This window comes from Acinetobacter sp. ANC 3929, from assembly GCF_000369405.1.
Taxonomy (GTDB): Bacteria; Pseudomonadota; Gammaproteobacteria; order Pseudomonadales; family Moraxellaceae; genus Acinetobacter.
In genome coordinates, this window is record NZ_KB850000.1 from 959,440 (window position 1) to 984,434 (window position 24,995).

Here is a 24,995-nt window from a genome sequence, read left to right on the forward strand (position 1 = left end):
AATCGCTATGTGAAAAAATAACATATTTAACAAAAGATGTGAATTTTTAACATTATTTAAACTTAAAATTTTTCCATAAAAAAAACCGCTCTTAAGAGCGGTTTTTTTTATGTCTAGCTTGTGTTTATGCTTTTCTATTTTTCGGTACATTTATAATCAAAGTTTAACTTACTGATCATTTGATCAGTATTTCGCGTAAGTACCGAAATATTATTTACCCCAGCTTCAATATAAAACTTACCACTAAACTGATTTCCAGCAGAACTTTGAGCATGATTAAAAGAATAGCTATAAACACACTCGTATGCTTGTGTACCCAAATTCGACGCATTAATCTCAAAAGATGAGCCATTAATATTCGATACAAACTTTGGTTCAGCTTTCGTAATGCTTGGTATCATGGTAAGTGATAAAGCAATCGCTATAAATGTTGTTTTCATCTCTATATTCCTTATTTTTTAATATTATTGTGAAGTAACTCACATTTTATATACTTTCAAACAGGATTAAAGAGCGACGAACAATTTATATACAAAACTCACATAAATGCTATAAAAACAATATCCTATCAAAATTCCAATAAAGCTTATTTGATAAAATAAAACTTCATTCTGTATTAAATCTTACTTAACTCACATTCATTAACTGAATAAATAACTCATCAATAACCAATTGGGTTTGTACGTTTTGTTCTACCATTAATTTCTTTTGCTGCAAATCCGAATAGAGCGTAAACAAAGCGTCCAAACTATAAAATTCTGCCAATGGGTTAAAATCTAAATCATCATTTTTTAACGATTGGTTCAGTTTTAAACTCACGATATCAGCTAAAAGATATTCAAACATCGTGATAAATTCAGAAAAATTTAATTCTTTAGACCATTTATTTGAATAGTTTAAAGGCATATTTTTTTCAGCTACCAATTTAAACCAATCATTCAAGAATAAAGCCCGCTTTTGTAGCCAAACACTCTTTTCAATCTCAATGGCTGTAAGTGGCATGTCATTAGCAAGATTCAACAACAGTTTGACCTGTTCCGTTGTAGTCTCTGGAATTTGTTGTTGTACAAATGCTTGTGCATCCTGAATCGACATTCGGTCTAGCGCAAAATGCTGTAAACGACTACGAATCGTGGCAGAAAGTTTTAAGTAATGATCTGCAAGTAAAATCAGAACAACTTTTTCACCAGGCTCTTCTAAGGTTTTTAACAATGCATTTGCTGATGCGGTATTTAATGCTTCAGCAGGTTCAATCATTACAACCCGCCAACCTTCGCCAGTTTGCTGAACAAAAGGCAAAAGTTCTCGGATTTTCTCAATTTTTATTTTGGCATTTTGTTTTTTATTATCTTCATCCGTCGTGATATGCACATAATTTGGGTGCGTATCTGATCGTAACCACTGACAACTTGAACATTCACCACAAGCATGTTGCTGCTGTTTATTCAAACACAATACCCAAGCAACAAAACGCTCTGCAAACTCTTTTTTGGCGCAGCCCTTCTTTCCATAAAACAATAGACCATGCCCAAGTTCTGGGAATCGTGTACTGAGTAATTCCCAAGTCTGCTTATGCCATGGGTATATCACTGTAGATTGAGTATCGACCATAATATTATTCAAATAAACTCACAGACATTGCATTTAATCGATCTAAATCCGCTTGCGTATCCACACCAGGGGGTAAATTTGCTTCTGCCACAGCAATGGCAATACGATGACCATTTTCTAGCACGCGAAGTTGCTCTAAGCTTTCCAATTTCTCAAGCTGTCCCTGTTCCCAAGTGACATACTCTTGTAGCAATTTGACGCGATAGGCATATAAGCCTAAATGACGAAAAGCTTGATTATGCAGTTGCTGTTCAGCCTGTTTTGCTCCATCACGATCATAAGGAATGGTTGCACGACTAAAATATAACGCCTCATTGCGATTACTCATCACCACTTTGACAATACTATCGCGTTGAAATTCCTCTAACTGATGAATCGGTTCACATAAAGTAGACATGGCACAGTGTGGATGATCAATCAACAGCTGACTCACCTGTTGCACAAGTTTCGCAGGAAGTAAGGGTTCATCCCCTTGTACATTCACTATAATATCGTCTACTGCCCAACCTTTAATACGAGCAACCTCACTGAGCCGATCTGTACCCGATGGATGATCTGGGTTTGTTAAAACCACATCAACACCTTCAGCACGACATACTTCAGCTATACGCTCATCATCGGTAGCAACGCACAAGTCATCAAAACCAGCAACTTTTTTCGCTTGATCGACCACACGCAAAATCATTGGACGACCATGTATCAGGAGTAACGGTTTTGCCGGAAGACGAGAACTCGCAAAACGAGCTGGGATGACGATATGTTTCATGGTCGCTCTCTAAGAAAATTGGATACCGAGGTGCTGCAATTGTTGTTTCAATACATCATAACAATCTGCTGACAAAACAGCTTCAACGGGGACCACCCAAATCGGGGTAGTAAATTCAGGATGTTGCTTTAATAAAGTCTTGAACTTTACGGCATCTTTTTCAGTGGTGATAATGGCATCATGATTTTCAAATGTTAAATCATCAATTTCATAATCATGGTGATCTGGGAATTCATGTGCCTGATATTGCTGTACACCCAAAGATGCTAAGGTTTGATAAAAACGCTGAGGGAAACCAATTCCAACAACAGCATTGAAATATTGATTGGGATCAAACCAATTTGTATCTGTATTTGCATTTAAAAGATAAGGCTGACCGACTGCTAAATGCATATTTTTTCGTGCTTGCGCAATTTTAGTATGCTCAATGACCGTACTTTCGTTTAAGCGTGACTTAGGTTCACGTAAATAACCTTCTGGCAATAACTTTTCATTACCTAGACCACGATTTTGATCTAACACAATCCATTCGATCTGGCGCGCCAAAGCCCAATGCTGCAAACCATCATCACTAATAATCAGGTCAAGCTGCTCATTTTCCAATAACAACTCAATAGAAGCTTGGCGATTAGGACCAACGGCCATGGGCACATGGGTAGATTGAACAATCAGACAAGGTTCATCTCCTGCAATATCTGGTTCAGAACGCGAAGTAACTAAAACAGGAAAAGGACCTGCACCACCGTAACCACGACTAATTACACCGACACGTACATTATGTTGCTGTAAATATTTGACCAGTTGAATCAGCAGCGGTGTCTTACCACTGCCACCCACGGTAATATTCCCAATCACCATAACAGGTACAGGCGCTTTATATATGGGTTTAATCCCATGTTGATAAAGCGCTTTATTTGCACAAAAACCAAATCGGTATAACCATGATAAGGGGCGCAACACCACCAACCATGACGCTTGTTGATTCCAAGCATCCTGAATACGTTGCGCCATCGACATGCTTAATTTTCCTCGAAATTACGTTGATGTAATTGATAATACATACCATGTTTTGCTAAAAGCTCAGCATGCGTGCCTTGCTCAATAATCTGACCTTTATCCATTACTACGATCAGATCTGCATTTTCTACCGTAGATAAACGATGTGCAATTACAATCGTAGTACGGTCTTGCATCGCTTTATCAAATGCCTGTTGAATAAAGTACTCTGATTCATTATCAAGCGCACTGGTTGCTTCATCTAAAATCAGAATTGGAGAATCTTTTAAGATTGCTCTGGCAATAGCAATACGTTGACGCTGACCACCAGAGAGATTCAAACCTTGTGCACCCAAAATGGTGTCATAACCTTGCGGCAGGTTCATAATAAAGTCATGTGCATACGCTGCTTTCGCCGCAGCAATCACTTGCTCATCGCTTGAATCTTGTAACTGCCCATAGGCAATGTTATCGCGAACTGAGCGATTAAATAACACGACTTGCTGATTCACTGTCGCAATTTGAGAACGTAAGTAAGCCAGCTCAATATCCTGAACTGGAATACCATCAAAATAGATTTGCCCTTCACTCAACTCTTGGAAGCGTGGCAACATATTGACTAATGAAGTCTTACCCGCACCTGAACGCCCAACTAAAGCAACAGTTTGACCCGCTTTAATATTTAAAGAGAAATCCTTAATTGCATGTGTACCATCTTCATAGCGTAGGTTTGCATGATCGAATTGAATATTACCCTTTAAAGCGGGTTTCAATTGACCATTATTGATTTCTTCAGGCGTATCCAACAACTCAAACACTGAATGTGCTGCAGCTAAACCACGTTGTAACTTTTCATTGATATCGGTCAAATTCTTAACAGGCTTAGAAATAAGGCCAGCAGCGGTAATGAATGAAATAAACTCACCCGCAGAAGTATCACCAAAAACTTGTGGACGTAAAGCAAGCCAAAGAATGATTGCCATCGCCATTGATAATAAAAGCTGAATGATTGGGCTGTTAATATTTTGCACCACCACCATTTTCAAACCACGACGTAAGTTCTCTTCAGACGATTTATAAAAACGTTTCTGTTCAAACTCTTCACCAGTAAAGCTTTTTACCACAGAGTTTGCAGTAATGGTTTCTTGTACCACATGGTTTACATCACCCATGGTATTTTGTACTTGGATCGACAATTTACGCATTTTTTTAGATGCGATTCTGACCAATATGCCAATAAAAGGCATGAAGACCACAATACATAAAGTTAATCGCCAGTTGGTATAGAGTAGATAACTCAATAAACCAAGAACAATCAAACCATCTTTAATCAAGGTCTGCAAAGACTCAGAAGATGCAGCTGTTAACTGTTCAACGTTATACATCAACTTTGCACTGATGTGACCAGCACTGTTATCAAGATAATATTGCGCTGGTAATCTTAACAGTTTTGCATACACTTCCTGACGGATGCTAAAGACCAAGCTGCGTGAAATAACCGCAGAAAAGTAACCACCGAGAAATAGGCCAACTCCACGGAAAAACATCAATAGAACAATAAGTGCTGGAAACCAATCCAGATTGCTACGGCTACCTTCTTGAATAGCGTCAATGATGTATTTCAATAGCTTTGCGACAGATACCTCCGTCGCCGCGTTGATACCAAAACCAAGCAAGACGAGTAAGGCAACGCCCCAATAAGATTTTAAATACGATATTAAACGGACATAAACCTTAAAATCCTGATTCACTCAGTAAAACCTCTCGTTGGAACTTTGGTGCTGATATTGACGTTAACAAAACCGAGTTGACCGGCGACATCCATCACTCGAATCACATCTTGATGCGCAACTTTTGCATCAGCCGCAATAATAAACATAAAATCACGACGGTCTTGTGCAACTTGCTTAATCGCTGTGCTTAAATCAGCGGTATCTTTACTTGATAATGCTTGACCATTCACAGAATAATGCCCTGTGGAGTCTACCATGATTTCAATTTTGTGATCGAATTGTTTAGGTGGAACACCTTGTGCATCGGGCAAAGTCAGATTGATACGACTTTGCTGACTAAATGTCGTTGATAATAATAAAAACACCAAAATAAATAACAAACAGTCAATCATTGGCGTCAAATTGATATGAATATCTTCGACCTTAGAGCGTTTAAACTTCATGATGCCACCTCGGCTTAGCTTGCACGACGGTGTTCTTGCACATGAGCAGCTTTTTTATAGAAAAGTGCTGCATGAAACAAGGTTGATTGCTGTTCTAATTCAGCAATATATTCATGTACAACACGCTGAAAATAACGATATGCGATCATTGCTGGAATCGCAATCAGCATCCCGACAGCTGTGGTAATCAAGGCCTTAGAGATACCTGGCATCATCATACTGGCATTACCCGCAGAACCGATATCAATCACCAAAAATGACTCAATGATACCCAGAACTGTACCAAGTAAGCCCAACAAAGGCGCAATAGCACTTAGCGTTCCAAGAAAGTTAATATTTTTTTCGAGATAACTGATTTCCCGAGAAGCTGTTGCTTCCATTTGCGCACGGGCAAATTGCTCACCTTGATCGCGCTGATCGTAGCCAGACTTAAGAATACGACCTAATGGACTTTTCTGAGCATCTTCTTGTTCTAATTGGACAATAACTGCATCAACATCAGAACCATTTACAAGCAATGCTTGCGGTAAAACTTGTGACCGTTTTAAACGAATGTATCGTTCAATTGTAATGGCAACCGTAAAAATTGATGAAAGAATAAGGGGCAGCATTAACCAGCCACCCGCTTTCACAAGTTCCCACATATTATTCCCCAATAATAGCTAAAATATAAAAGGATGCGCCCTCAATATTAGTTAGGTAAGCAAATATTGAGGATTCCATCCAACTCATCCAGTGAGTGGTAATGAATGACCATTTTCCCTTTACCTTTCTGGTTATGGTCAATTTTCACATTCGCTCCGAAACGCTCGGAAAGCTTCTGAGTCAATTGTTCAATATCTGGAGAAATCTGAGCCTTTTCCTTTTCAGGTTTTGGTTCACTCCACTCACGAACTAATTGTTCAGTTTGACGTACCGACAAACCTTTTTCAATCACGATTTGTGCAACCGCAATTTGATCTTTTGCCTTCAGCGTCAAGATCGCACGAGCATGCCCCATGTCAATCTGACCTTGTTGCATCAAGTCTTTAATCGGATCGGCCAAGCTCAGTAAGCGTAACAAGTTACTCACTGTAGTACGCGCCTTACCTACCGTATCTGCAATTTCTTGATGACTTAATCCAAATTCATCATGAAAGCGCTGTAAAGCAACGGCTTGATCAATCGGATTGAGATCTTGACGTTGAATATTCTCAATCAATGCCAAAGCAATTGCGACTTGATCATTTAAGTCACGCACAATTGCCGGAATTTCTGCCAAACCTGCTAATTGGGCAGCACGCCAACGACGTTCACCCGCAATAATTTCATAAGGATGTTGCTCATCATCCACAGGACGGATCACAATTGGCTGCATCACACCATGTTTTTCAATCGATGCAGCAAGCTCTTGTAAATCGTGTTCTTGAATAAAGCTCCGCGGTTGATATTCACCACGCTTCAATAAATTGACATCAATTTGCTTGAGTTGACCATGATCCAAGGCTTGTGCTTCAAGTTGCAATTTCTCTTTTTGAATTGAACCTAATAGCGCATCTAAACCACGACCTTTAGCCAATCCGCGTTTTTTGATGCTCATACAGCACTTCCTTTTTTCACTTTACTTTTCTTCAACATTTCTGCGGCTAAGTTCAAATATGCAATTGCACCTTTTGAACTTTTTTCAAAATAGATCACAGGTAAACCATGAGCAGGTGCTTCTGCCAAACGAATATTTCGTGGAATCACCGTTTCATATAGTTTTTTACCAAAATATTGCTCTAACTCTGCTGACACATCACGTGTCAATGCATTACGAGCGTCATACATGGTACGTAATACCCCAACAATTTCCAAGTTTGGATTAAGGGCTTTTTGTATACGGTCAATGGTCTGTGTTAGATCAGCCAAACCTTCCAAAGCATAATATTCACATTGCATTGGAATAATTACACCATTGACCGCAGCCAAGGCATTGACGGTAATTAAACTCAGGCTTGGTGCACAATCGACAATGATATAATCAAATGCAGCATCTACTTCCTGCAAAGCATTTTTCAGAATAAACTCTCGGCCTTCTTGCTCGGCAATGGCAAGTTCTACACCTGCTAGCTCACGGTTTGCACCTAAAACCTTATAACCGACTTCTGCTTTTTGAATCGCAGTTTCAATTGGCACTTCACCCAACAACACATCTGTGACTGAGTTAAGTAAATCATTCTTTTGAATACCTGACCCCATGGTGGCATTCCCTTGTGAGTCCATATCGACTAACAAGACACGTTTTTTCAAGATCGCCAAAGAGGCAGCAAGATTGACTGCTGTCGTGGTTTTTCCCACACCACCTTTTTGGTTTGCAATCGCAATAATTTGAGCCATGACTACCCTTAATATTTTTTATTGAATACGTTGAAGTAAAAGTAAGTGACGCTGTTCATCCAATCTCGGCACACGCAGTTCAATGATCTTACATGAATACTGATCTTTCATTTGCTCAACTTCATCCTCAGGGATCAAGCCTTTCATTGCAGCAATGATACTTTGCTCATGCATATAAGGCTGTGCTGCATCAACAAAATCGGTCAAAGAAGCAAATGCTCGACTTGTAATGACATCAAACTGACCAAGTTCACCAATACTATCTTCATTTTCAACACGTGTTTGAACTGCAATTACATTTTTCAGTTTTAAGTCAGCAATAAATTGCTTCAAGAAACGAATCTTTTTCCCGTTCGAATCTAATAGTACACAAGAACGTTCTGGTTGACATAATGCAATGATCATGCCCGGCATACCACCACCCGTACCTACATCTAATAAACGGCCTTGTGGCAAATCACTTAAAATACTTAAACTATCTAATAAATGTTTAACCAACATTTCTTTCGGCTCACGAATGGCCGTTAAATTGTATGCCTTATTCCATAGCACCAGCGCATCTTGATATTTCAATAAGAGTGTTAGGGCTTCTTCACTTAGGTTGAGACCTAGAGCTTGACTACCTTGCTTTAATTCTTGAAAAAAAGGATGCATAACAGTGCGACATCTCGATAAACTTGCTGTGCAGTATACCGATTTCTGATACAAGGCACAGCAGGACTTGTTGAACGATTATGCAGTTAAACATTTACAAGCATGATAAACTGCACAATCTATTAAGTTTTTGTCTTTTCTTATGCAAATCACAGATAGACAAAGCATTTTTTATTATGCGAATGTGCCCTGCTTAATCTGTTGATCAAGCTGCTCCAAACGCTCAGGTGTACCAACATCTACCCAAATTCCTTGCAACTTTTCAGCTGAAACTTGCTGCTGCTGCATGGCTTGTTTCAATAATGGTGCTAATGGTCGTTTGCCATTTTCCAAACCAACAAACATTTGTGGTGCCAATACCGCAACTCCACTATACGTTAGAGCCTCACCCAGCTGCTCCTGCTCAAAAGTGTAAGCCAAGTCATTTGCAAGGATAAAGTCACCTTTTAAATGCTGAGGTGGATTTTCAACCAGCACTAAATGCGCTTGCTTATCCTCCAACTGAACATTTAACAATGAGTCAAAATCCATTGTGGTCCAGACATCACCATTCACTAGAATAAAAGGCTCATCACCCAGCAATGGCAATGCATTGATGATCCCTCCAGCGGTTTCCAAGCCTTCACCTTCGTGTGACCACAAAATAGTAACACCGAACTGAGAACCATCACCTAAAGCAGTAGCAAGCTTTTCACCCAACCATGCTGTATTAATCACAATCTCGGTAATGCCTATTTTTTGCAGCTTTTCGATATGCCAAACAATCAATGGTTTGCCACCAACTTCGAGTAAAGGCTTTGGGGTATGTAAGGTCAAAGGACGCATACGATTACCCAAGCCCGCAGCAAGAATCATCGCTTTCATTAGGCTGCAACCTCATAACTGCCATATTTTTCAACAAACTTCGGCATCACGATTTCACGAATGAATTGCATAAAGTCATTCAGTTCATCATATCCATGGCTTTCTTCCAGTAAATACCACATCACGCGCGGTAAATCCTTTAAATAACCTGACTTGCCATCACGTTCAAATAAACGCACAAAAATACCAAGAATTTTAAGGTGACGTTGAATTGCCATCAAATCTGCATCACGCTTGAACTGCTCAAAACTACGGTTTTGTTTCGCAGTTGCAGGTAAGAGCTTATAAAACACCTCAAACCATTCATAAACACGCTCAGCATTCCATTGTACGTAGGCATCACGTGTAATCGAAATTAGGTCATATGTATCCGCACCAATCACCGCGTCTTGAAAATCAATCACCCCCAGCTCTTGCTCATTTTCGATTTTCATCAAATTACGACTGTGAAAATCACGATGAACGATCACTTGTGGCTGCTGAGTCGCTTCAATCGCAAGAAAGTCAAAAGCTTGTTCGATTGTTTCAAGTTGCTGCTCTGTCGGCTGAATTTGCAAAGATGGCAACATCCAGTCGGTCAACAGACGCATTTCTGTCATCAACTTTTCATAAGAATAAGCTGGCAATTGCGTATCCGCATTGATCTGCTGTAACTCAATCAGTTGCTTGAAACTTTGTGCATAGTATTGATCGACTGTCTCATCATTGAGTAAAGTTGATAAAACAACATCACCAAAATCTTCTAGCAACAACAACCCTAAAGTTAAGTCTTTCGCAACGATATGCGGTACACGCACACCATTTTTGTCAAAAAACTCATCGATGCTAACAAATGGAATACAATCTTCTTTTTCAGGCGGTGCATCCATGAGCATATATGTTTTGTTTTGTAACTTAATTCGCGCATAGCGGCGAAAGCTTGCATCTCCTGCCAAAAAGTTGATCTCAAATTGATCAGATTGAAGGGTGGCTTGAAGCCAAGTTTGTATCAATTGTTCACGTTGTGTATTCATTTGCAATAAAATCTAAAACTAGCTGAGATTTTGAAAGCTTAAGTGTAGCCACTTATCAACTTTTTCTCTATGATGCGACAATAATTAATTGTGAATTAGCGTATTGGTTAATGAGACAATGAAACATCAGTTTAAATTTAATCCTTTAGCAACAGCTATTTTGACACTCTTGTGTGGCGGCTCGATCCAATCAGGTTTCGCGGCACCAGCTGATGCTGTCTCTACGCTTGACAACAAACAGCTTAAAGCAGCAATTCCAAATCAGGGACAGCAAGATCAGGAAAGTTATCCTGGGGAAAGTTTTTTCCAGCAATATTATGTAGATAAATCAGCACCAGAAGCACAGTTGCGTGATAATCGTTATCTAAGCTCTTCATTTTGCCAAGGAACGTGGGTCACCCCGATTAATCCTCAAGCAAAAGTAGGCGATGCGAGCACAACAACTTCAGTGCTCACTGCTGATTATGGGCATTACAACCCAACTGGCGATTCTGTTTTGCAAGGCAATGTAGTGATTGATCAAGAAGGCCGCACCATCCGTGCTGACCAAGTCACGATCGACTCGACACAAACATTTGCCAATGCTGAAGGCCGTGTCCAGATTGCTCAATCAGGCTTACTCACCCAAAGTGATGCGATTAACTATAATTTAAAGACCCAAACAGGTGATTTAAACAATAGTTTCTATATCTCTGAGCAACAACACGCGCATGGTCATGCAAACCAAATTAAACGTGCCAATGAAAATTTAGTTATTTTTAAAGATGCAAGCTATACAGCCTGCCCGCCTGAACAGAAACCAGCATGGAAAATTCAGGCCAAAGAAATTGAATTAAACCAAGATACAGGTCGCGGTGTCACCCGCAATACAAAACTCTATATTAAAGATGTTCCTGTATTAGCAGTGCCTTATTTCAATTTCCCGATTGATGACCGTCGCACCACTGGTCTTCTCAGCCCAAACTTTGGTTATAGCAATGACGGTGGCGCGCAATTAATCACTCCAATTTATCTCAATCTAGCACCTAATTACGATCTCACACTTACACCAAGCTATATGAGTAAACGTGGTCCAAAATTAGATGCAGACTTCCGCTATATGACTGAGAACTTTGGTGCAGGTCGTATTTGGGGTGGTTATATTGCAAGTGACAATCAGTATGGCAATGAAGCACGTGATGATCTTCATTTTATTCATAATTGGCGGATCAACAATCAATGGTCAACCAATTTAGAATATAACTATGCCTCTGATAAAGACTACTTTGCAGACTTTAACAATAATCCAAACACCAGAACGGATCTAAATTTACGCCGTGCTTGGGAACTTAACTATCAAAATGGAATTCCCGGGCTGAGAGCTCAGTTAAAAGTTGAAGACTTCCAAACACTAGATAAAACTGTAAAAGATGTAGACAAGCCCTACGCTCGTCTTCCGCAATTTTTATTAAACTACGTCACAGGCGATCCACAAGGCCTACAGTATGAGTTTAATAATGACACAGCCTACTTCAAAAAGTCTGTGAATGATGGCTCGGCACTGGAATCAAGCGGTACCCGTATTTACAACCAGTTTGCGGTTCGCTACAACTATTTGACCCCATCTTGGTTCTATGCAATTCCAGAAGTTTCTGTTCGTAGTATCAATACCTTCTTTGATCAAAGTTCAAAAGAAGGTCGAGGGCTTTCAGCTTCTGATGATTTAGAAAAATCAGTTGTTGTTCCTCAATTCACTTTTGCAACGGGCGTCACTTTCGAAAAAGAAGGCAAATACTTACAAAGCATTTCTCCTCGTGCCTTTTATGCATATTCACCTTATAAAAATCAAGATGATCATCCAAACTTTGACTCAACCACTGCGTCAATCAACTATGATCAACTGTTCAACCCATATCGTTTTTATGGGCATGACCGTTTAGATGACAACAACTTTCTATCACTCGGCGTTACTTATAGTTTATTAGATACCGAAGGCCTCGAGCGAATTAAAGCAAGCGTAGGTCAAAGTTATTATTTTAGTGATCGCCGCGTAAGCTTAAATGAAAAGCTTGACGATTTTGACACTCAAAATCGCACAGGTCCGATTGTTAGCTTATCAAGCCAGCTCAATCAAAACGTGACCATCTCTTCAAACTCGGCGTGGATGTCCAATGGTGATAATGCGCAAAGAGATTTCCAAGCCTATTACACAGGTGAAAAAGGCAATCTTTACAATTTAGGCTATTTCTATCGTAAAGACATTACAGATCGCCAACATGCCTATGATCAAGTTGTTGCATCCTTTATACAACCGATAAAAGACAATTGGCGTATTATGGGTCACGCTCAATACGACATAGACAACAACGTGATGCGTGAATATTTACTTGGTGTAAATTATGAGTCTTGTTGTTGGGCTGTTTCAGTATACGGCCGTTCTTACTATAACGATCTGGATGATCCAAATACTCCAGATGTTCGTAAAAAGAATGCGGTTATGGCTGAGTTCACCCTAAAAGGCTTAGGTGCTTTAAACAATAAGCTTGCCTCTCTCCTCGAAAACAGAGTTTTAGGTTTCAACAAAATTAATCAATCTTGGACACAACGTTAATGAAGATAAAACCTTTTCAACATATCTTTAAAGCGACTGTTCTCGCTGCCCTAATTTCTTCATCAATGCAAAGCTTTGCACAACCTACGGATGAGGTTGTTGCAGTTGTGGATAGTAGTGTTATTCTAAAAAGTGATTTAGATCAAGGGATTGCAGAGACAGAACATCAATTAAAAGCGCAAAATAAAACAGTCCCACCACAGCAGTACCTACAAATGCAGGTGCTTGATCAATTGATCATTCGCCAAGCACAATTGGAACAAGTCAAACGTTACGGCATTAAACCAGATGAAAAAAGTTTAAATGCGGCTGTACTAAAAGTGGCAAACCAATCAGGTGCCAACAGCCTAGAAGCATTTCAACAAAAATTAGATGCGATTGCACCAGGTACTTACGAGAATTTACGTAACCGTGTTGCAGAAGATCTAGCCATTGGCCGCTTACGCCAACAACAAGTGATGTCACGTATCAAAATCAGTGATCACGATGTTGAAAACTTCTTGAAATCCCCAGAAGGTCAAGCTGCGCTCGGTACACAGGTTCATGTCATTCACATGCGTATTGCAGGTGAAAATACAAATGATGTACAACAAGTTGCGCAGCAAGTGAAGCAAGCTCTGGCAACGAGTGATGACCCTAAAGGGATTAGCTCCAAGCTCTCCACTTCAGCTGTAAAAGTTGATGGCCTAGATATGGGTTTCCGCTCATTATCAGAAATTCCTACCGAACTTTCAGCACGTATTGCGCCACTACAAGTTGGGCAAACCACTGAACTCATCAATGTTCGTGATGGTGTGCATGTGTTAAAGTTGCTCGAGCGTAAACAGAATGAGCAAAAAGCATTAGTTCCACAGTATCAAACTCGCCACATTTTGATTCAATCATCAGAAGTGGTTAGCTTGGATCGTGCAAAACAAATGATTGATAGTCTCTACAATCGCGCTAAAGCGGGCGATGATTTTGCCACTTTAGCTGCAACTTATTCAAATGACACAGGTTCAGCTCGTGATGGTGGTAGCTTAGGTTGGGTTAGCCCAGGTGTTATGGTTCCTGAATTTGAAAAAGTAATGAAAGAAACACCTGTTGGACAAATCAGTAAACCATTCCAGAGCCAATTTGGTTGGCATATCCTACAAGTCATGGGTACGCGTGAACAAGATATGACCAAGGAAGTACAAGAGCGTATGGCACGTCAAATCTTAGGCGAACGTCAGTTTGATACCGAAGTTGACAGTTGGATGCGTGAACTTCGCGCCAATGCATATGTCGAAATTAAAGATCCAAGCCTAGACTCAAAAGCACAACAGAAATAACAAGTTAAAAATGCCAGCAATTGCTGGCATTTTTATTCCCCAAAATAGAAATAAAAAAATAGCGGCAAATGCCGCTATTTTTCTGCATTACAAATTCATTATTTGTAACGATCAACCATTTTCTCTAAAGAAATTGGACGAATCTTATCTGCATTACCCGCTGTACCGAATGCTTCGTAACGCGCAACACAAATCTCTTTCATTGCTACAACTGTTTCACCAAAGAATTTACGTGGGTCAAATTCACTTGGTTTCTCAGCCATCATACGACGCATTGCGCCAGTAGAAGCCAGACGTAAATCGGTATCAATGTTAATCTTACGCACACCATGCTTAATCGCTTCTACAAGCTGATCAACAGGCACACCATAAGTTTCTTTAATATCACCGCCATACTGGTTAATCACCGCTAACCACTCTTGTGGTACAGAGCTAGAACCATGCATAACAAGATGCGTATTTGGTAATGCAGCATGAATTTCTTTAATGCGGTCAATTGCCAAGATATCGCCTGTAGGTGGACGAGTAAACTTGTATGCACCGTGTGAAGTACCGACAGCAATCGCCAAAGCATCTACATTGGTATCAGCAACAAACTGAGTTGCTTCTTCAACAGATGTTAATAACTGAGAATGGTCAAGTACACCTTCTGCACCCACACCATCTTCTTCACCCGCCATACCAGTTTCAAGGCTACCTAAGCAACCGATTTCACCTTCAACAGAGACACCACATGCATGCGCAATAGATACAACTCGACGCGTTACATCAACATTGTAATCATATGATGTTGGTGTTTTGCCATCTTCGCCCAACGAACCATCCATCATAACTGAGCTAAAGCCCAACTGGATTGAACGCTGACAAATATCAGGGCTAGTACCATGATCTTGATGCATTACCACTGGGATATGCGGCCATTCTTCAATCGCAGCTAAAATAAGGTGACGTAAGAAAGGTGCACCTGCATATTTACGCGCACCAGCCGAAGCTTGCACGATCACAGGTGAATTGGTTGCATCCGCAGCGAGCATGATTGCACGCATTTGTTCTAAGTTGTTTACGTTAAACGCTGGTACGCCGTAGTTATGTTCTGCAGCGTGATCCAAGAGCTGGCGCATTGAGATTAGAGCCATAATATCCTCCCAGGTAATGCGGCATATTCTACATGTTGATCTATTTCAATTCAGCAACTAATCACAGTAATTCTAAAAAAATCTTTAATCTTTTGTGTAATTTGAGTAGTAATTCTTACTAAATAATCGAAAAAGCCAAATCACAGAATGATTTGGCTTTTTTTAGAGAAATTTTCTTGTTCTTAAAACATCTAAACAAGACTGATCAAGTCTTAGCAATAGCCTTCTAAACGAGTTAACGGCAATTTTTTACCAATCGCTTTTTCGATTTCTGGCAAATAGAATGCATCATCTTCCGACAAGAAACTAATACTCACACCTTGCGCACCCGCACGACCAGTACGACCAATACGATGCACATAATCATCAGATTGCTCAGGTAGAGTAAAGTTAATCACATGTGAAACGCCGTCTACATGAATACCACGACCCGCAACATCTGTTGCAATCATAATATTGTTCTTACCTTGCTTAAATTGGTCGAGCATCTTTAAACGCTTATCTTGGGCAATTTCACCAGATAACATACCAACTTTATAGCCATCACGTTTCAAATGATCATACAAGCGACGAACCTGATCTCGGCGATTCGCAAAGATCATCACCTTATCGATTGGCTCTTCTCTTAAAATTTCTTGTAAAAGCTTATATTTGTCTTCTTTCGCAACGACATAGACACGTTGCTCTACATCGCTATTGGTTTTTTGCTCAGGTTCAATTTCTACCGTAACCGGTTCAAATAACCACTGACGTGCAAGATTTAAAACATCATAGCTAAATGTTGCAGAGAACATTAAAGTCTGGCGCTGTTCTTTAAACGGTGAATAGCGAACGATTCGTTTAACCGATGGAATAAAGCCCATATCAAGCAAACGATCAGCTTCATCAATCACCAAAAATTCGATTTTATCCAACCAAACTTCTTTCTGCTCAACAAAATCAATCAAACGCCCTGGTGTTGCAACAATAATATCAACGAAGTTACGATCCAGCATTTTCTTTTGTTTTTCAAAATCCACACCGCCCAACAAGGTCACAAGATGCAAATTTGAAAATTTCGTGAGTGCTTGCGCATCACTTTCAATCTGTAACGCCAACTCGCGTGTTGGCGCTAAAATTAACGCACGTGGCTCGCCACGGAAACGTTGCTCTTGAACTGGATTATTTAATAGATCATTGATCACACTAATCAAAAAGGCAGCTGTTTTACCAGTACCCGTTTGCGCTCGACCAATGGCATCATGCCCTGCTAATGTATATTTTAAAACCTTTTGCTGAATTGGGGTCATTTGTGTAAAACCCAAAGCATCAATCGCTTTTTTCAACTGCGGATGTAAATTTAAGGTTTCAAAACCAGATGTCATATATGCACTCGAACCATCAATGAGCAAAATAAAGTCGCTATTATAAACTATAAAAAACAAAAACGCCCCAATCTTATTGGGGCGTTTTTTATTGCGTTAAGGCAACAAATTAGTCTAAAGGCTGAACGTTTTCAGCCTGGAAACCTTTTTGTCCTTGAACAACACTGAATTCTACGCGTTGGCCGTCACGTAAAGAACGGTGGCCATCACCCATAATTGCGCGGAAATGAACAAATACGTCATCACCACCATTACGCTGAATAAAACCAAAGCCTTTAGTGTCGTTAAACCACTTTACTACGCCTTGTTCACGAGCTGTCATAAGTCAATCCTCAGATATTGAAAGATAAGGACCTTCCGGTGTTGCAAACAGCAGAGCCAACAAGGTTTTAAAATATTTATAATTTTAAAGCTTGTAATCATTCTGTAAAACTATCAACAATTTCCGGTTACATCCATTTGTTATAGAGTTTAATATAATAAAATTTAATTAAACACTTTCTAAAACGCATCGAGCTTATCATGGGTTTATGATAATTAATAGAAGTTTTTTTAGTTATTTCCGATATTTCTATCTGTTTTTTTCAATAATTTAGCTGTTTTTTTAATGGAATTTTTCTCTCAAAAATTACGCGAAAATTTGTTAATATGATAATGAAAAAATCGATTTAGATGAATATGAGCAACACATACAACTCACCTGTCATTATTGATGCTTTAGGACAACCATGCCCGATGCCACTCTTGATGTTGAAACGTGCTTTAAAGAAAGCCACCGGCTTACAACAATATCTATTGAAATCTTCTGATCCACATAGTGAAATTGATGTAACACGATATTGCCAAATTCAGCAACTTCAATGTCTAACTCAAAAAATTTCAGACACTGAATTTCACTATTTAATTGAATCTACGTAATTCTTTGCTAAACTCTAGCTAAAGATAAACTAGACAACTTTACATTTTTATACTCAAATTTCCTTAGTGATGAAGAACATTCGCATTAAGATGAAATTGTTGACTTAAATGCCATCCTATAAGGAGACTCCATGACTACTGACAGCAGCAATCAATTGATGCCCCTGTCATTGTCTGCGCCAGGCGTAAACCTTGGTGCATATATCAGTACTGTCAATCAAATTCCAATTTTAACGGCCGAGCAGGAAAAAGAACTTGCTGAGCGTTATTATTATGATCAAGATCTCGATGCTGCCAAACTATTGGTAATGTCGCATCTTCGCTTTGTTGTTCATATTGCACGTAGTTATGCAGGTTACGGATTACCACAAGGTGATCTCATTCAAGAAGGTAACCTTGGATTAATGAAAGCGGTTAAACGTTTCGATCCGAACATGGGTGTTCGTTTGGTTTCTTTTGCCGTGCACTGGATCAAAGCTGAAATTCACGAATACGTGATTCGTAACTGGCGTATTGTCAAAATTGCGACTACCAAGGCACAACGTAAATTATTCTTCAATTTGCGTAGCCTAAAAAAATCAAGCAAACGTTTAACGCTAGAAGAAGCGAAATCGATTGCCAATGATTTAAATGTGACACCTGAACAAGTGTTAGAGATGGAAGGTCGCTTAACCGCTTATGATGCTGCTTTTGAAGCGCAGGGCGATGATGATGACGATACTCCTCATACAGCACCTGCGCTTTACTTAGAAGATAATCGTTACGATCCAGCACGTCTTGTTGAAGAAGAAGATTACGAACAGCAAAGTACCTCTGCCCTACATGAGGCCATGGATCAACTTGATGACCGTTCACGTAATATTTTACAACGTCGCTGGTTAGATGATGACAAATCAACTTTGCATGAATTGGCTGCTGAATATAACGTTTCTGCTGAGCGTATCCGCCAGCTAGAAAAAAATGCAATGGAAAAAATCAAAACCGCCATGTCTGCGAGTTAAGATTAAATCAAACACAAGGGCTTTCAGGCCCTTTTGTTTGATCTGGCTTTGTTTAAACACCCGAATATGTTAAGTTTGTTTATCAAATTTCTAGTTCCATTCTCATTATGTGGATAGCAATCTCTGCGCTTAATCTTGCGCTTGCGGTCATGTTAGGTGCTTTCGGTGCACATGGTCTCAAATCTTTTGCAACCCCTGAGCAACTGGCTTGGTGGAGTATAGCAACTCAATATTTCTTCTACCATGCGCTTGGCATGCTGATATTGGGTGTTTTGCATAAAACCACACCAACTTTTCCAATAAAAATTCCTTTTATTTTGATGCAAATTGGTATCATCTTTTTCTGCGGTTCGTTGTACATTATGGCGCTTGGTTTACCTCGAATCTTAGGTGCAATCACTCCGATTGGTGGTGCATTTATGATTGCAGGTTGGGTGCTACTCGCATGGCAAGCAATCAAGCATGCGAAATAAGGATTGATCATGCACATCTATTTAAATGGCGAGTCAACAGACACATCTTGTGAAAACCTACAGCAATTGATTCAGAATTTAGCCTTAGAAGGCAAACGCTTTGCTGTAGAGAAGAACCAACAAATTATTCCGAAAAGTAGACTTGAGCAAACTGTCATTGCTCCTGAAGATCGTATTGAAATTATTCAAGCTGTTGGTGGCGGCTAATCGGCTAAAAATGGAGTAAGCCCATGCAAGATTCCCCTTTAATTATTGGTTCACGGACGTTTCAATCACGTTTATTGGTCGGAACTGGTAAATATAAAGATCTCAATGAAACTGATTTAGCCATTCAAGCCAGTGGCACTGAAATAGTGACCGTTGCAATTCGTCGTGTAAACATCGGCCAGCATGCCGACCAGCCTAATTTGCTTTCAGTGATTCCACCTGAGAAATACACAATCCTGCCAAATACCGCAGGTTGTTTTGATGCAGATAGCGCGATTCGTACTTGTATGCTGGCCCGCGAACTGCTTGATGGTCACAATCTGGTGAAATTAGAAGTTCTCGGTGACGAAAAAACCTTATATCCAAATGTGACCGCAACGCTTAAAGCAGCGCAAACATTGATTGATGATGGTTTTGAAATCATGGTCTACACCTCGGATGACCCGATTGTTGCGCAAGAACTTGAAAGCATGGGCTGTGTAGCGATTATGCCTTTGGGTAGTTTGATTGGTTCAGGCTTGGGCATTCTCAATCCACATACCATTTCCATCATTAAAGAAAATGCCAAAGTGCCTGTCTTGGTCGATGCAGGTGTCGGTACAGCCAGTGATGCGGCAATTGCAATGGAGTTGGGCTGCGATGGTGTATTGATGAATACCGCGATTGCGGCTGCGCAAAATCCGATTTTAATGGCTTCAGCCATGAAGAAAGCGGTTGAAGCAGGTCGTGAAGCATTTTTAGCGGGTCGTATGCCACGTAAGCGTATGGCGAATGCGAGTTCACCTGAGACTGGATATTTCTTTAAGTAGATATAGATGGTGAAGGGATTACTCTATTCCTTCACCCCCAGATTGGCGTATAAACACTATGAAAAATAAATTAAAAAAAATCTACTTAGTTAAAGTCTCACCTAACTTACATGCAGCACCTGCTAATACAAGATACTTTATGCTTGAGGAAAATCAGATATACACTACAAACAAAGAAGAAATTCTGAGTTCTCCCCAAAGCATTATTGGATATATTTTTTTCTTCTTTTCATGGGAATTCAAAACCGATTTCTGTGTGATATTTCCACACAATGAATCCCTCTTTCTATTTCACAATAACACCTATATAGAAATTGAAAGAAATTCTGTACAAATTAAAAAAATTTTATTTTGGAGGATTATTACAATAAAAAAAGGAAATGAGCTGCCTATTTTTATTAAACTATTTACACCACCCTATAGATGGTTATTCAATGATGGTATGTTTCCAGAAGCAGTAGAACCATTAATAGATTTTTTAATTAATGATAATTACGACTCGAAACTATCCAATATGAAAAAATTATATCAATATATTTCAACATCATAAGTACAGTAGATTTTTCAAACTCCCTTTCGCTCTTTGCTCAAAATTCTTTTGAAAATACTCCGTTTGATACAGCGGTTCTGCTTGATAAAAATGCGCTAAAACTTCTTTTCTTTTAATAGAATAAACATCAGGATCAACCCAAGCATATTCCTGCTGAATCTGTTCCTCATATTCCGCAAAACGCTCAGGTGAAGCCGCTAGAATCGCTAAATCAATATCCAACAAAAATTGCAGATCTAGCTCATCAGTCGATGCATGCTTTTGCGTCGCAACAATCCATCGTTTTATTTTTCCAACGATATCTACTGGTAAATCTTGAACCAAATACTGTTCAAGCAGCTCAGCACTTTTTAACTCATTATCTTTCGCTTGCGGATCATAAACCGCATCATGGAACCGCGACTGCAGGTGAATCATTCAAATCAGCTCGAATGGATTCAAGTAAAACCAAACATTCATATAAATGCTGAAGTGTATGATACGCCCGCTGCTTTTCACTGTAGGCAGCAATCAACTTATTAAAAATTTTCTGCGGCTCAGAAAAATGATAGTACTGATGCAGCTCAAACCACGATTTTTCTAATACGGTCAAATATTGCTGCATTGCCAATCCTCACTGGATCTCTTTATTAAGCCACTTTGCCAAAGATTCTGCGTCTTTACGCTCTAAAAAAAGTTGATATAAAGTACAGGAACCAAACTCATGTTTCAGTTCCTGTTGACGCATCGGGTGATTACCAAATCTGAACCGTCGAGTGCCATCCCGATCTAAAGGCAGAGCATAAACCCCATAACTGCGAGGCTCAGTCAAATGCCCTTTAATACTGACTTGGTCAGACGAAATTGCATGTTTTAATAAATATTCTTTGGTTAACATCCCACCCTGCCTAAGGCATATTTAAGCTGCGTGCTGTTCATCTCGTTTAAAGACCAATTCTTTATTCGATGAACTTTCAGCATCAAAATAATACCCTTCACTATCAAATGCTTTTAATTGTTCTACTTGGCTTAATTTATTTTCAATCAAGTATCTTGCCATAAGCCCACGCGCTTTTTTCGCATAGAAACTAATGACTTTATATTTTCCGTTCTTCTGATCCAAGAATACAGGCTTAACAATTTCGGCCTGAATGTTCTTTTCATTCACAGATTTATAATATTCGTCAGAGGCTAAATTTACCAATACTTTCGAATCAATTTCAGCTAAATCTTGGTTAATTTGATTGGTAATGATACTGCCCCAGAACTCATATAGATTATGACCACGCTTGTTTTTTAATTTTGTACCCATCTCCAAGCGATACGGCATCATCAAATCTAAAGGACGTAATAAGCCATAAAGGCCAGACAACATCCGCAAATGCTGTTGGGCAAAATCAATATCCTGATCGTTGAGATGATATGCATCTAAACCAGTATATACATCGCCTTTAAAAGCAAAAATGGCCTGACGCGCATTAGAAAAATCAAAGTCAGCATTCCAGTCACGGAAACGCTCTACATTTAGGTTGGCAATTTTCTCGCTTACCGTCATCAATGAGGCGATTTCTGTCGCTGAAAGCTTACGACAAACATCGATTAGCTGTTGAGATTGCTCCAATAAACGTGGTTGGGTATGTGTATCTGTAGGAAGTGCTGTAGTGTAATCGAGTGTTTTGGCAGGAGAAATTAAAGCAAGCATAATCAATCAAAATAAATTTATCTTGGTGAAACTATAACAGCTGATAATTTTTAATGCCAATATGCTTTAGCTCAAACCTAAGCCTAATTGGGACGATAAACCGTAATTTTTTTCGATTATTAGTATATAAAAATGAGAAATTGGTTTTTATCAGTTGAGATTAAACATAGTTAATGCCAACTGACAAAATGTTATTTTTCAAAAGAAAATTCATGATGCATACAAACCCTACCTCTCATTTATGTATGGCTAAAAACTATTCATTCTCTCTAGCTCACGGATTAAACCAGAATGATCCAATTCCCCATCCCCAGCTACGATCATATTTTTAAATAGTTGATTAACCAATTCTGCAATTGGTAAATTTAGCTCTAATGATTTGGCATAGCTAATCGCTGTATTTATATCTTTATATTGGTTTAGGGCGGTACCTCCTGGTTTAAAATCTCGATTTAACATGCGTTCTCCATGTTGCTGTAAAATTGGAGAATCAGCAAATCCCCCTGTTAATGCTTGCTTTAGTTTTGCAAGATCAGCCCCAGCTTTACTCGCAAGCAATAAGCCTTCGCTCACAGTGGCGATAGTAGTAGCAACAATCATTTGGTTGACCAATTTAGAAAGTTCTCCACAACCAGCATTACCAACTAGAACAGGCCGTCCCATTGCAGATAAAACATTTTCAGCCTGTTCGAAGGTTGAAAGCTCACCACCTGCCATAATCGCCAAACTTGCATTTTGAGCACCTTTTTCTCCTCCAGAAACTGGTGCATCTAAATATTTCAGTGAGAGTTCTTTACATTTTTCACTTTGCGCTTTTGCAACCTCAACAGGTATTGAACTCATAACTATGACGATACTCTCAGATTTTAGTTGTGAAACTGCCCCAAACTCTCTAAACAAAACTTCATCACATGTTTTCCCATCGCTGAGCATGCAAATCAGAAAATCTACATCTTTTCCGACTTCTTCAAGTTCACTGCAAACATAGGCACCTGCTTCTTTTAAAATGTCTGCTTTAGAAGGTGTTCTATTCCAGACCTGAACCTGATGGCCAGCTTTTAATAAATTCATGACCATTGGTATACCCATTATACCTGTACCAACAAATCCAATAGATGCCATTATTTCATCTCCGTAGCAGTACGTACTTTAAGTTGCTGTTGTTCTACTTTTACTACGCCATTCTTTTTTAACTTTGCCAATAGAAGTAATCCCAAACCGCCAATCGCAACAAACCCAGCAATAGCGAGAAATGCCACTGTATAAGTTCCCGTCGTTGTATATAAATACCCAGTTAAATATGGGCCAGTAAAACCACTTAAATTGCCGACAGAGTTAATTAAACCAATTCCGGCTGCGGCACCCACACCCGTTAAAGTCTGACCAGGAATAGTCCAGAAAATATTAATTGCACTAAACACACCAATTGCAAGAAAGATAAAGCCCACAATAATTGCCCACGGTTGGTTTACAATCAATGCAATAGCGATTGCCAATGCTGCCATGAGTGCAGCACAAGCACCGTGCTTATAACGTTCTTGTTTACGGTCTGAATGGAGGCTCCATAAAACCATCCCTACTGCTGCAAAAGCATATGGAATTGCGGTGAGTAAACCATTTTGAATCAGGCTAATTTCCATACCAAATGTGTTTCGAAATGACTCTAAAACACTTGGTAAGAAGAAAAACATCGCATTTGAACCAGAGGTAATTCCAAAGTAAACCATTGCCATGATCCAGACCAATGGGTTTTTAAACACTTGTTTAACCATTTCCCCTTTGGTTAAAGCAGCTTCTGTAGATTGGTCTTTTTCTCTTTCTTCACGCTCAAGCGTGGTCATTAACCATTGACGTTGCTCTACTGTTAACCACTGGGCCTCTTTCGGGTTGTTTGTTAAATATTTCAAGCAAACCAAGCCTAAAATAATTGAAGGAATACCTTCCAAAATATACATTAAGCGCCAGCCTTCATATCCAATGGTATTGCCCCATTGCATGAGACCTACGGAAATTGGCGCTCCAATAATTTGCGCAATCGGTAGTCCTAGGTAGAACGTTGCAAAAACACGTGCACGATATTTTGCGGGAAACCACAAAGTTAAATAAAAGATAATACCTGGAAAAAAACCAGCTTCGGCAATACCCAGTAAAAACCGTAAAACAATAAACTGCGTACCGTTATGGATAAATCCCATAAGTGCTGCAATGATTCCCCAAGTAATCATAATTCGGGCAATCCAGATCCTTGCCCCAAAACGATGAAGCAAGATATTACTCGGTACTTCAGCAATAAAATAACCAAGGAAAAATACGCCCGCACCTAAACCAAAAATGGTTTGAGTAATGCCAAGTGCATCATTCATGTGTAGCGCAGCAAAACCAATATTGGTTCTGTCTAGAAATGCCATAATGAATAAAATAATGAGAAACGGGATAATTCGATTCGAAATACGTTTGATTGTCTGCTCTTCGAGAGCAGTTACATTTTTGATATCTTCCATAATAACTCTCACAT

At 39.4% G+C, this 24,995-nt stretch carries 27 protein-coding genes and 1 pseudogene; 8 read left to right on the forward strand and 20 right to left on the reverse strand.

Translation table 11 applies throughout. From position 1 onward, the window contains the following. Nucleotides 1-134: 134 nt before the first annotated feature. From F909_RS03770 to F909_RS03715, 12 genes are all read right to left on the reverse strand, one after another. Nucleotides 135-440: a hypothetical protein gene (locus F909_RS03770; protein WP_005153463.1), complete on the reverse strand. Its 306-nt coding sequence runs from the start codon at nt 438-440 to the stop codon at nt 135-137. 187 nt (nt 441-627) lie between these two features. After that, nucleotides 628-1,611 carry a DNA polymerase III, delta' subunit gene (locus F909_RS03765; RefSeq protein WP_005153464.1) on the reverse strand — a complete coding sequence of 328 codons (984 nt, stop codon included), beginning with the start codon at nt 1,609-1,611 and terminating at the stop codon, nt 628-630. A 4-nt stretch (nt 1,612-1,615) separates the two neighbouring features. After that, nucleotides 1,616-2,377: a 3-deoxy-manno-octulosonate cytidylyltransferase gene (gene kdsB, locus F909_RS03760; protein WP_005153465.1), complete on the reverse strand. Its 762-nt coding sequence runs from the start codon at nt 2,375-2,377 to the stop codon at nt 1,616-1,618. A gap of 9 nt (nt 2,378-2,386) precedes the next feature. Continuing rightward, nucleotides 2,387-3,394, reverse strand: a complete 1,008-nt coding sequence (lpxK, locus tag F909_RS03755; protein WP_005153466.1) for a tetraacyldisaccharide 4'-kinase — start codon at nt 3,392-3,394, stop codon at nt 2,387-2,389. A gap of 2 nt (nt 3,395-3,396) precedes the next feature. Further along, nucleotides 3,397-5,124, reverse strand: a complete 1,728-nt coding sequence (gene msbA / locus F909_RS03750) for a lipid A export permease/ATP-binding protein MsbA (protein WP_005153467.1) — start codon at nt 5,122-5,124, stop codon at nt 3,397-3,399. Further along, complete coding sequence (locus F909_RS03745) at nt 5,121-5,549, reverse strand: ExbD/TolR family protein (protein ID WP_005153470.1); 429 nt, start codon at nt 5,547-5,549, stop codon at nt 5,121-5,123. Before F909_RS03745 ends, msbA begins: the two co-directional genes overlap by 4 nt. 14 nt (nt 5,550-5,563) lie before the next feature. Further along, entirely contained in the window at nt 5,564-6,193 is a 630-nt protein-coding gene (locus F909_RS03740; protein WP_005153472.1) for a MotA/TolQ/ExbB proton channel family protein, read from the reverse strand. Nucleotides 6,194-6,240: 47 nt separating this feature from the next. Next, entirely contained in the window at nt 6,241-7,128 is an 888-nt protein-coding gene (locus tag F909_RS03735) for a ParB/RepB/Spo0J family partition protein (protein ID WP_005153476.1), read from the reverse strand. Beyond that, a complete protein-coding gene (locus tag F909_RS03730; protein ID WP_005153478.1) occupies nt 7,125-7,907 on the reverse strand; it encodes a ParA family protein in 783 nt (260 codons plus the stop codon). The genes F909_RS03735 and F909_RS03730 overlap by 4 nt, the downstream gene beginning before the upstream one ends. An 18-nt stretch (nt 7,908-7,925) precedes the next feature. Then, nucleotides 7,926-8,561, reverse strand: coding sequence for a 16S rRNA (guanine(527)-N(7))-methyltransferase RsmG (gene rsmG / locus F909_RS03725; protein WP_005153489.1), 636 nt, complete (start codon nt 8,559-8,561; stop codon nt 7,926-7,928). 174 nt (nt 8,562-8,735) lie between these two features. Beyond that, entirely contained in the window at nt 8,736-9,425 is a 690-nt protein-coding gene (gene murU, locus F909_RS03720; protein WP_005153490.1) for an N-acetylmuramate alpha-1-phosphate uridylyltransferase MurU, read from the reverse strand. Continuing rightward, on the reverse strand, nt 9,425-10,438 hold the full coding sequence (locus F909_RS03715) for an aminoglycoside phosphotransferase family protein (RefSeq protein ID WP_005153491.1): 1,014 nt from the start codon (nt 10,436-10,438) through the stop codon (nt 9,425-9,427). Before F909_RS03715 ends, murU begins: the two co-directional genes overlap by 1 nt. A gap of 118 nt (nt 10,439-10,556) precedes the next feature. Between F909_RS03715 and F909_RS03710 the strand changes: the two genes are divergently transcribed. Both F909_RS03710 and F909_RS03705 read left to right on the forward strand, forming a co-directional pair. Then, nucleotides 10,557-13,028 (forward strand): LPS-assembly protein LptD, encoded by a 2,472-nt coding sequence (locus F909_RS03710; protein ID WP_005153492.1) that lies wholly within the window; start codon nt 10,557-10,559, stop codon nt 13,026-13,028. Next, nucleotides 13,028-14,341, forward strand: coding sequence for a peptidylprolyl isomerase (locus F909_RS03705; protein WP_005153495.1), 1,314 nt, complete (start codon nt 13,028-13,030; stop codon nt 14,339-14,341). Before F909_RS03710 ends, F909_RS03705 begins: the two co-directional genes overlap by 1 nt. 98 nt (nt 14,342-14,439) lie before the next feature. Here the strand turns inward: F909_RS03705 and fba are convergent, their stop codons facing one another. The 3 genes from fba to F909_RS03690 form a co-directional block, all read right to left on the reverse strand. Beyond that, a complete protein-coding gene (gene fba, locus F909_RS03700) occupies nt 14,440-15,477 on the reverse strand; it encodes a class II fructose-bisphosphate aldolase (protein WP_005153496.1) in 1,038 nt (345 codons plus the stop codon). 212 nt (nt 15,478-15,689) lie between these two features. Further along, the gene (rhlB, locus tag F909_RS03695; RefSeq protein ID WP_005153497.1) at nt 15,690-16,841 is read right to left on the reverse strand and encodes an ATP-dependent RNA helicase RhlB; all 1,152 of its coding nucleotides are present in this window, start codon (nt 16,839-16,841) and stop codon (nt 15,690-15,692) included. 109 nt (nt 16,842-16,950) lie between these two features. Further along, complete coding sequence (locus tag F909_RS03690) at nt 16,951-17,163, reverse strand: cold-shock protein (RefSeq protein WP_004653893.1); 213 nt, start codon at nt 17,161-17,163, stop codon at nt 16,951-16,953. A 356-nt stretch (nt 17,164-17,519) separates the two neighbouring features. Here F909_RS03690 and F909_RS0120385 point away from each other — a divergent pair, with 356 nt between their 5' ends. From F909_RS0120385 to F909_RS03665, 6 genes are all read left to right on the forward strand, one after another. Then, nucleotides 17,520-17,759 (forward strand): sulfurtransferase TusA family protein, encoded by a 240-nt coding sequence (locus F909_RS0120385; RefSeq protein WP_032878226.1) that lies wholly within the window; start codon nt 17,520-17,522, stop codon nt 17,757-17,759. Nucleotides 17,760-17,890: 131 nt separating this feature from the next. Then, nucleotides 17,891-18,760, forward strand: coding sequence for an RNA polymerase sigma factor RpoH (gene rpoH, locus F909_RS03685; protein ID WP_005153504.1), 870 nt, complete (start codon nt 17,891-17,893; stop codon nt 18,758-18,760). Between the two features lie 107 nt (nt 18,761-18,867). After that, entirely contained in the window at nt 18,868-19,233 is a 366-nt protein-coding gene (locus F909_RS03680; protein WP_005153506.1) for a DUF423 domain-containing protein, read from the forward strand. A 9-nt stretch (nt 19,234-19,242) separates the two neighbouring features. Then, nucleotides 19,243-19,440, forward strand: a complete 198-nt coding sequence (thiS, locus tag F909_RS03675) for a sulfur carrier protein ThiS (RefSeq protein ID WP_005153508.1) — start codon at nt 19,243-19,245, stop codon at nt 19,438-19,440. 23 nt (nt 19,441-19,463) lie between these two features. After that, on the forward strand, nt 19,464-20,249 hold the full coding sequence (locus tag F909_RS03670) for a thiazole synthase (protein WP_005153511.1): 786 nt from the start codon (nt 19,464-19,466) through the stop codon (nt 20,247-20,249). A gap of 58 nt (nt 20,250-20,307) precedes the next feature. After that, a complete protein-coding gene (locus F909_RS03665; protein ID WP_005153523.1) occupies nt 20,308-20,799 on the forward strand; it encodes a hypothetical protein in 492 nt (163 codons plus the stop codon). Here F909_RS03665 and F909_RS0120390 read toward each other — a convergent pair. The 5 genes and pseudogenes from F909_RS0120390 to F909_RS03645 all read right to left on the reverse strand — a co-directional run bounded on the left by F909_RS0120390 (nt 20,794) and on the right by F909_RS03645 (nt 24,981). Beyond that, nucleotides 20,794-21,403: pseudogene (locus F909_RS0120390) on the reverse strand (metal-dependent hydrolase). The gene F909_RS03665 and the pseudogene F909_RS0120390 overlap by 6 nt on opposite strands. 9 nt (nt 21,404-21,412) lie before the next feature. Next, a complete protein-coding gene (locus F909_RS03660; protein WP_005153531.1) occupies nt 21,413-21,676 on the reverse strand; it encodes a hypothetical protein in 264 nt (87 codons plus the stop codon). 21 nt (nt 21,677-21,697) lie between these two features. Then, nucleotides 21,698-22,480, reverse strand: a complete 783-nt coding sequence (yaaA, locus tag F909_RS03655) for a peroxide stress protein YaaA (RefSeq protein ID WP_005153533.1) — start codon at nt 22,478-22,480, stop codon at nt 21,698-21,700. Between the two features lie 249 nt (nt 22,481-22,729). Continuing rightward, nucleotides 22,730-23,602: an NAD(P)-dependent oxidoreductase gene (locus F909_RS03650; RefSeq protein WP_005153534.1), complete on the reverse strand. Its 873-nt coding sequence runs from the start codon at nt 23,600-23,602 to the stop codon at nt 22,730-22,732. Then, nucleotides 23,602-24,981 carry an MFS transporter gene (locus tag F909_RS03645; protein WP_005153536.1) on the reverse strand — a complete coding sequence of 460 codons (1,380 nt, stop codon included), beginning with the start codon at nt 24,979-24,981 and terminating at the stop codon, nt 23,602-23,604. The genes F909_RS03650 and F909_RS03645 overlap by 1 nt, the downstream gene beginning before the upstream one ends. Between the last annotated feature and the right edge of the window lie 14 nt (nt 24,982-24,995).

Excerpts from the sequence above, each read along its gene's own strand:
- F909_RS03715 (WP_005153491.1), bottom strand. The coding sequence starts at position 10,438 with ATGAATACACAACGTGAACAATTGATACAAACTTGGCTTCAAGCCACC.
- lpxK (WP_005153466.1), bottom strand. The coding sequence starts at position 3,394 with ATGTCGATGGCGCAACGTATTCAGGATGCTTGGAATCAACAAGCGTCA.
- F909_RS03690 (WP_004653893.1), bottom strand. The coding sequence starts at position 17,163 with ATGACAGCTCGTGAACAAGGCGTAGTAAAGTGGTTTAACGACACTAAA.
- F909_RS03770 (WP_005153463.1), bottom strand. The coding sequence starts at position 440 with ATGAAAACAACATTTATAGCGATTGCTTTATCACTTACCATGATACCA.
- F909_RS03705 (WP_005153495.1), top strand. The coding sequence starts at position 13,028 with ATGAAGATAAAACCTTTTCAACATATCTTTAAAGCGACTGTTCTCGCT.
- F909_RS03730 (WP_005153478.1), bottom strand. The coding sequence starts at position 7,907 with ATGGCTCAAATTATTGCGATTGCAAACCAAAAAGGTGGTGTGGGAAAA.
- F909_RS03680 (WP_005153506.1), top strand. The coding sequence starts at position 18,868 with ATGTGGATAGCAATCTCTGCGCTTAATCTTGCGCTTGCGGTCATGTTA.
- F909_RS03740 (WP_005153472.1), bottom strand. The coding sequence starts at position 6,193 with ATGTGGGAACTTGTGAAAGCGGGTGGCTGGTTAATGCTGCCCCTTATT.
- rsmG (WP_005153489.1), bottom strand. The coding sequence starts at position 8,561 with ATGCATCCTTTTTTTCAAGAATTAAAGCAAGGTAGTCAAGCTCTAGGT.
- F909_RS03710 (WP_005153492.1), top strand. The coding sequence starts at position 10,557 with ATGAAACATCAGTTTAAATTTAATCCTTTAGCAACAGCTATTTTGACA.
- fba (WP_005153496.1), bottom strand. The coding sequence starts at position 15,477 with ATGGCTCTAATCTCAATGCGCCAGCTCTTGGATCACGCTGCAGAACAT.
- yaaA (WP_005153533.1), bottom strand. The coding sequence starts at position 22,480 with ATGCTTGCTTTAATTTCTCCTGCCAAAACACTCGATTACACTACAGCA.
- F909_RS03665 (WP_005153523.1), top strand. The coding sequence starts at position 20,308 with ATGAAAAATAAATTAAAAAAAATCTACTTAGTTAAAGTCTCACCTAAC.
- F909_RS03735 (WP_005153476.1), bottom strand. The coding sequence starts at position 7,128 with ATGAGCATCAAAAAACGCGGATTGGCTAAAGGTCGTGGTTTAGATGCG.
- rhlB (WP_005153497.1), bottom strand. The coding sequence starts at position 16,841 with ATGACATCTGGTTTTGAAACCTTAAATTTACATCCGCAGTTGAAAAAA.
- F909_RS03765 (WP_005153464.1), bottom strand. The coding sequence starts at position 1,611 with ATGGTCGATACTCAATCTACAGTGATATACCCATGGCATAAGCAGACT.
- F909_RS03660 (WP_005153531.1), bottom strand. The coding sequence starts at position 21,676 with ATGTTAACCAAAGAATATTTATTAAAACATGCAATTTCGTCTGACCAA.
- F909_RS0120385 (WP_032878226.1), top strand. The coding sequence starts at position 17,520 with ATGAGCAACACATACAACTCACCTGTCATTATTGATGCTTTAGGACAA.
- thiS (WP_005153508.1), top strand. The coding sequence starts at position 19,243 with ATGCACATCTATTTAAATGGCGAGTCAACAGACACATCTTGTGAAAAC.
- F909_RS03745 (WP_005153470.1), bottom strand. The coding sequence starts at position 5,549 with ATGAAGTTTAAACGCTCTAAGGTCGAAGATATTCATATCAATTTGACG.
- kdsB (WP_005153465.1), bottom strand. The coding sequence starts at position 2,377 with ATGAAACATATCGTCATCCCAGCTCGTTTTGCGAGTTCTCGTCTTCCG.
- rpoH (WP_005153504.1), top strand. The coding sequence starts at position 17,891 with ATGACTACTGACAGCAGCAATCAATTGATGCCCCTGTCATTGTCTGCG.
- F909_RS03650 (WP_005153534.1), bottom strand. The coding sequence starts at position 23,602 with ATGGCATCTATTGGATTTGTTGGTACAGGTATAATGGGTATACCAATG.
- murU (WP_005153490.1), bottom strand. The coding sequence starts at position 9,425 with ATGAAAGCGATGATTCTTGCTGCGGGCTTGGGTAATCGTATGCGTCCT.
- F909_RS03670 (WP_005153511.1), top strand. The coding sequence starts at position 19,464 with ATGCAAGATTCCCCTTTAATTATTGGTTCACGGACGTTTCAATCACGT.
- F909_RS03645 (WP_005153536.1), bottom strand. The coding sequence starts at position 24,981 with ATGGAAGATATCAAAAATGTAACTGCTCTCGAAGAGCAGACAATCAAA.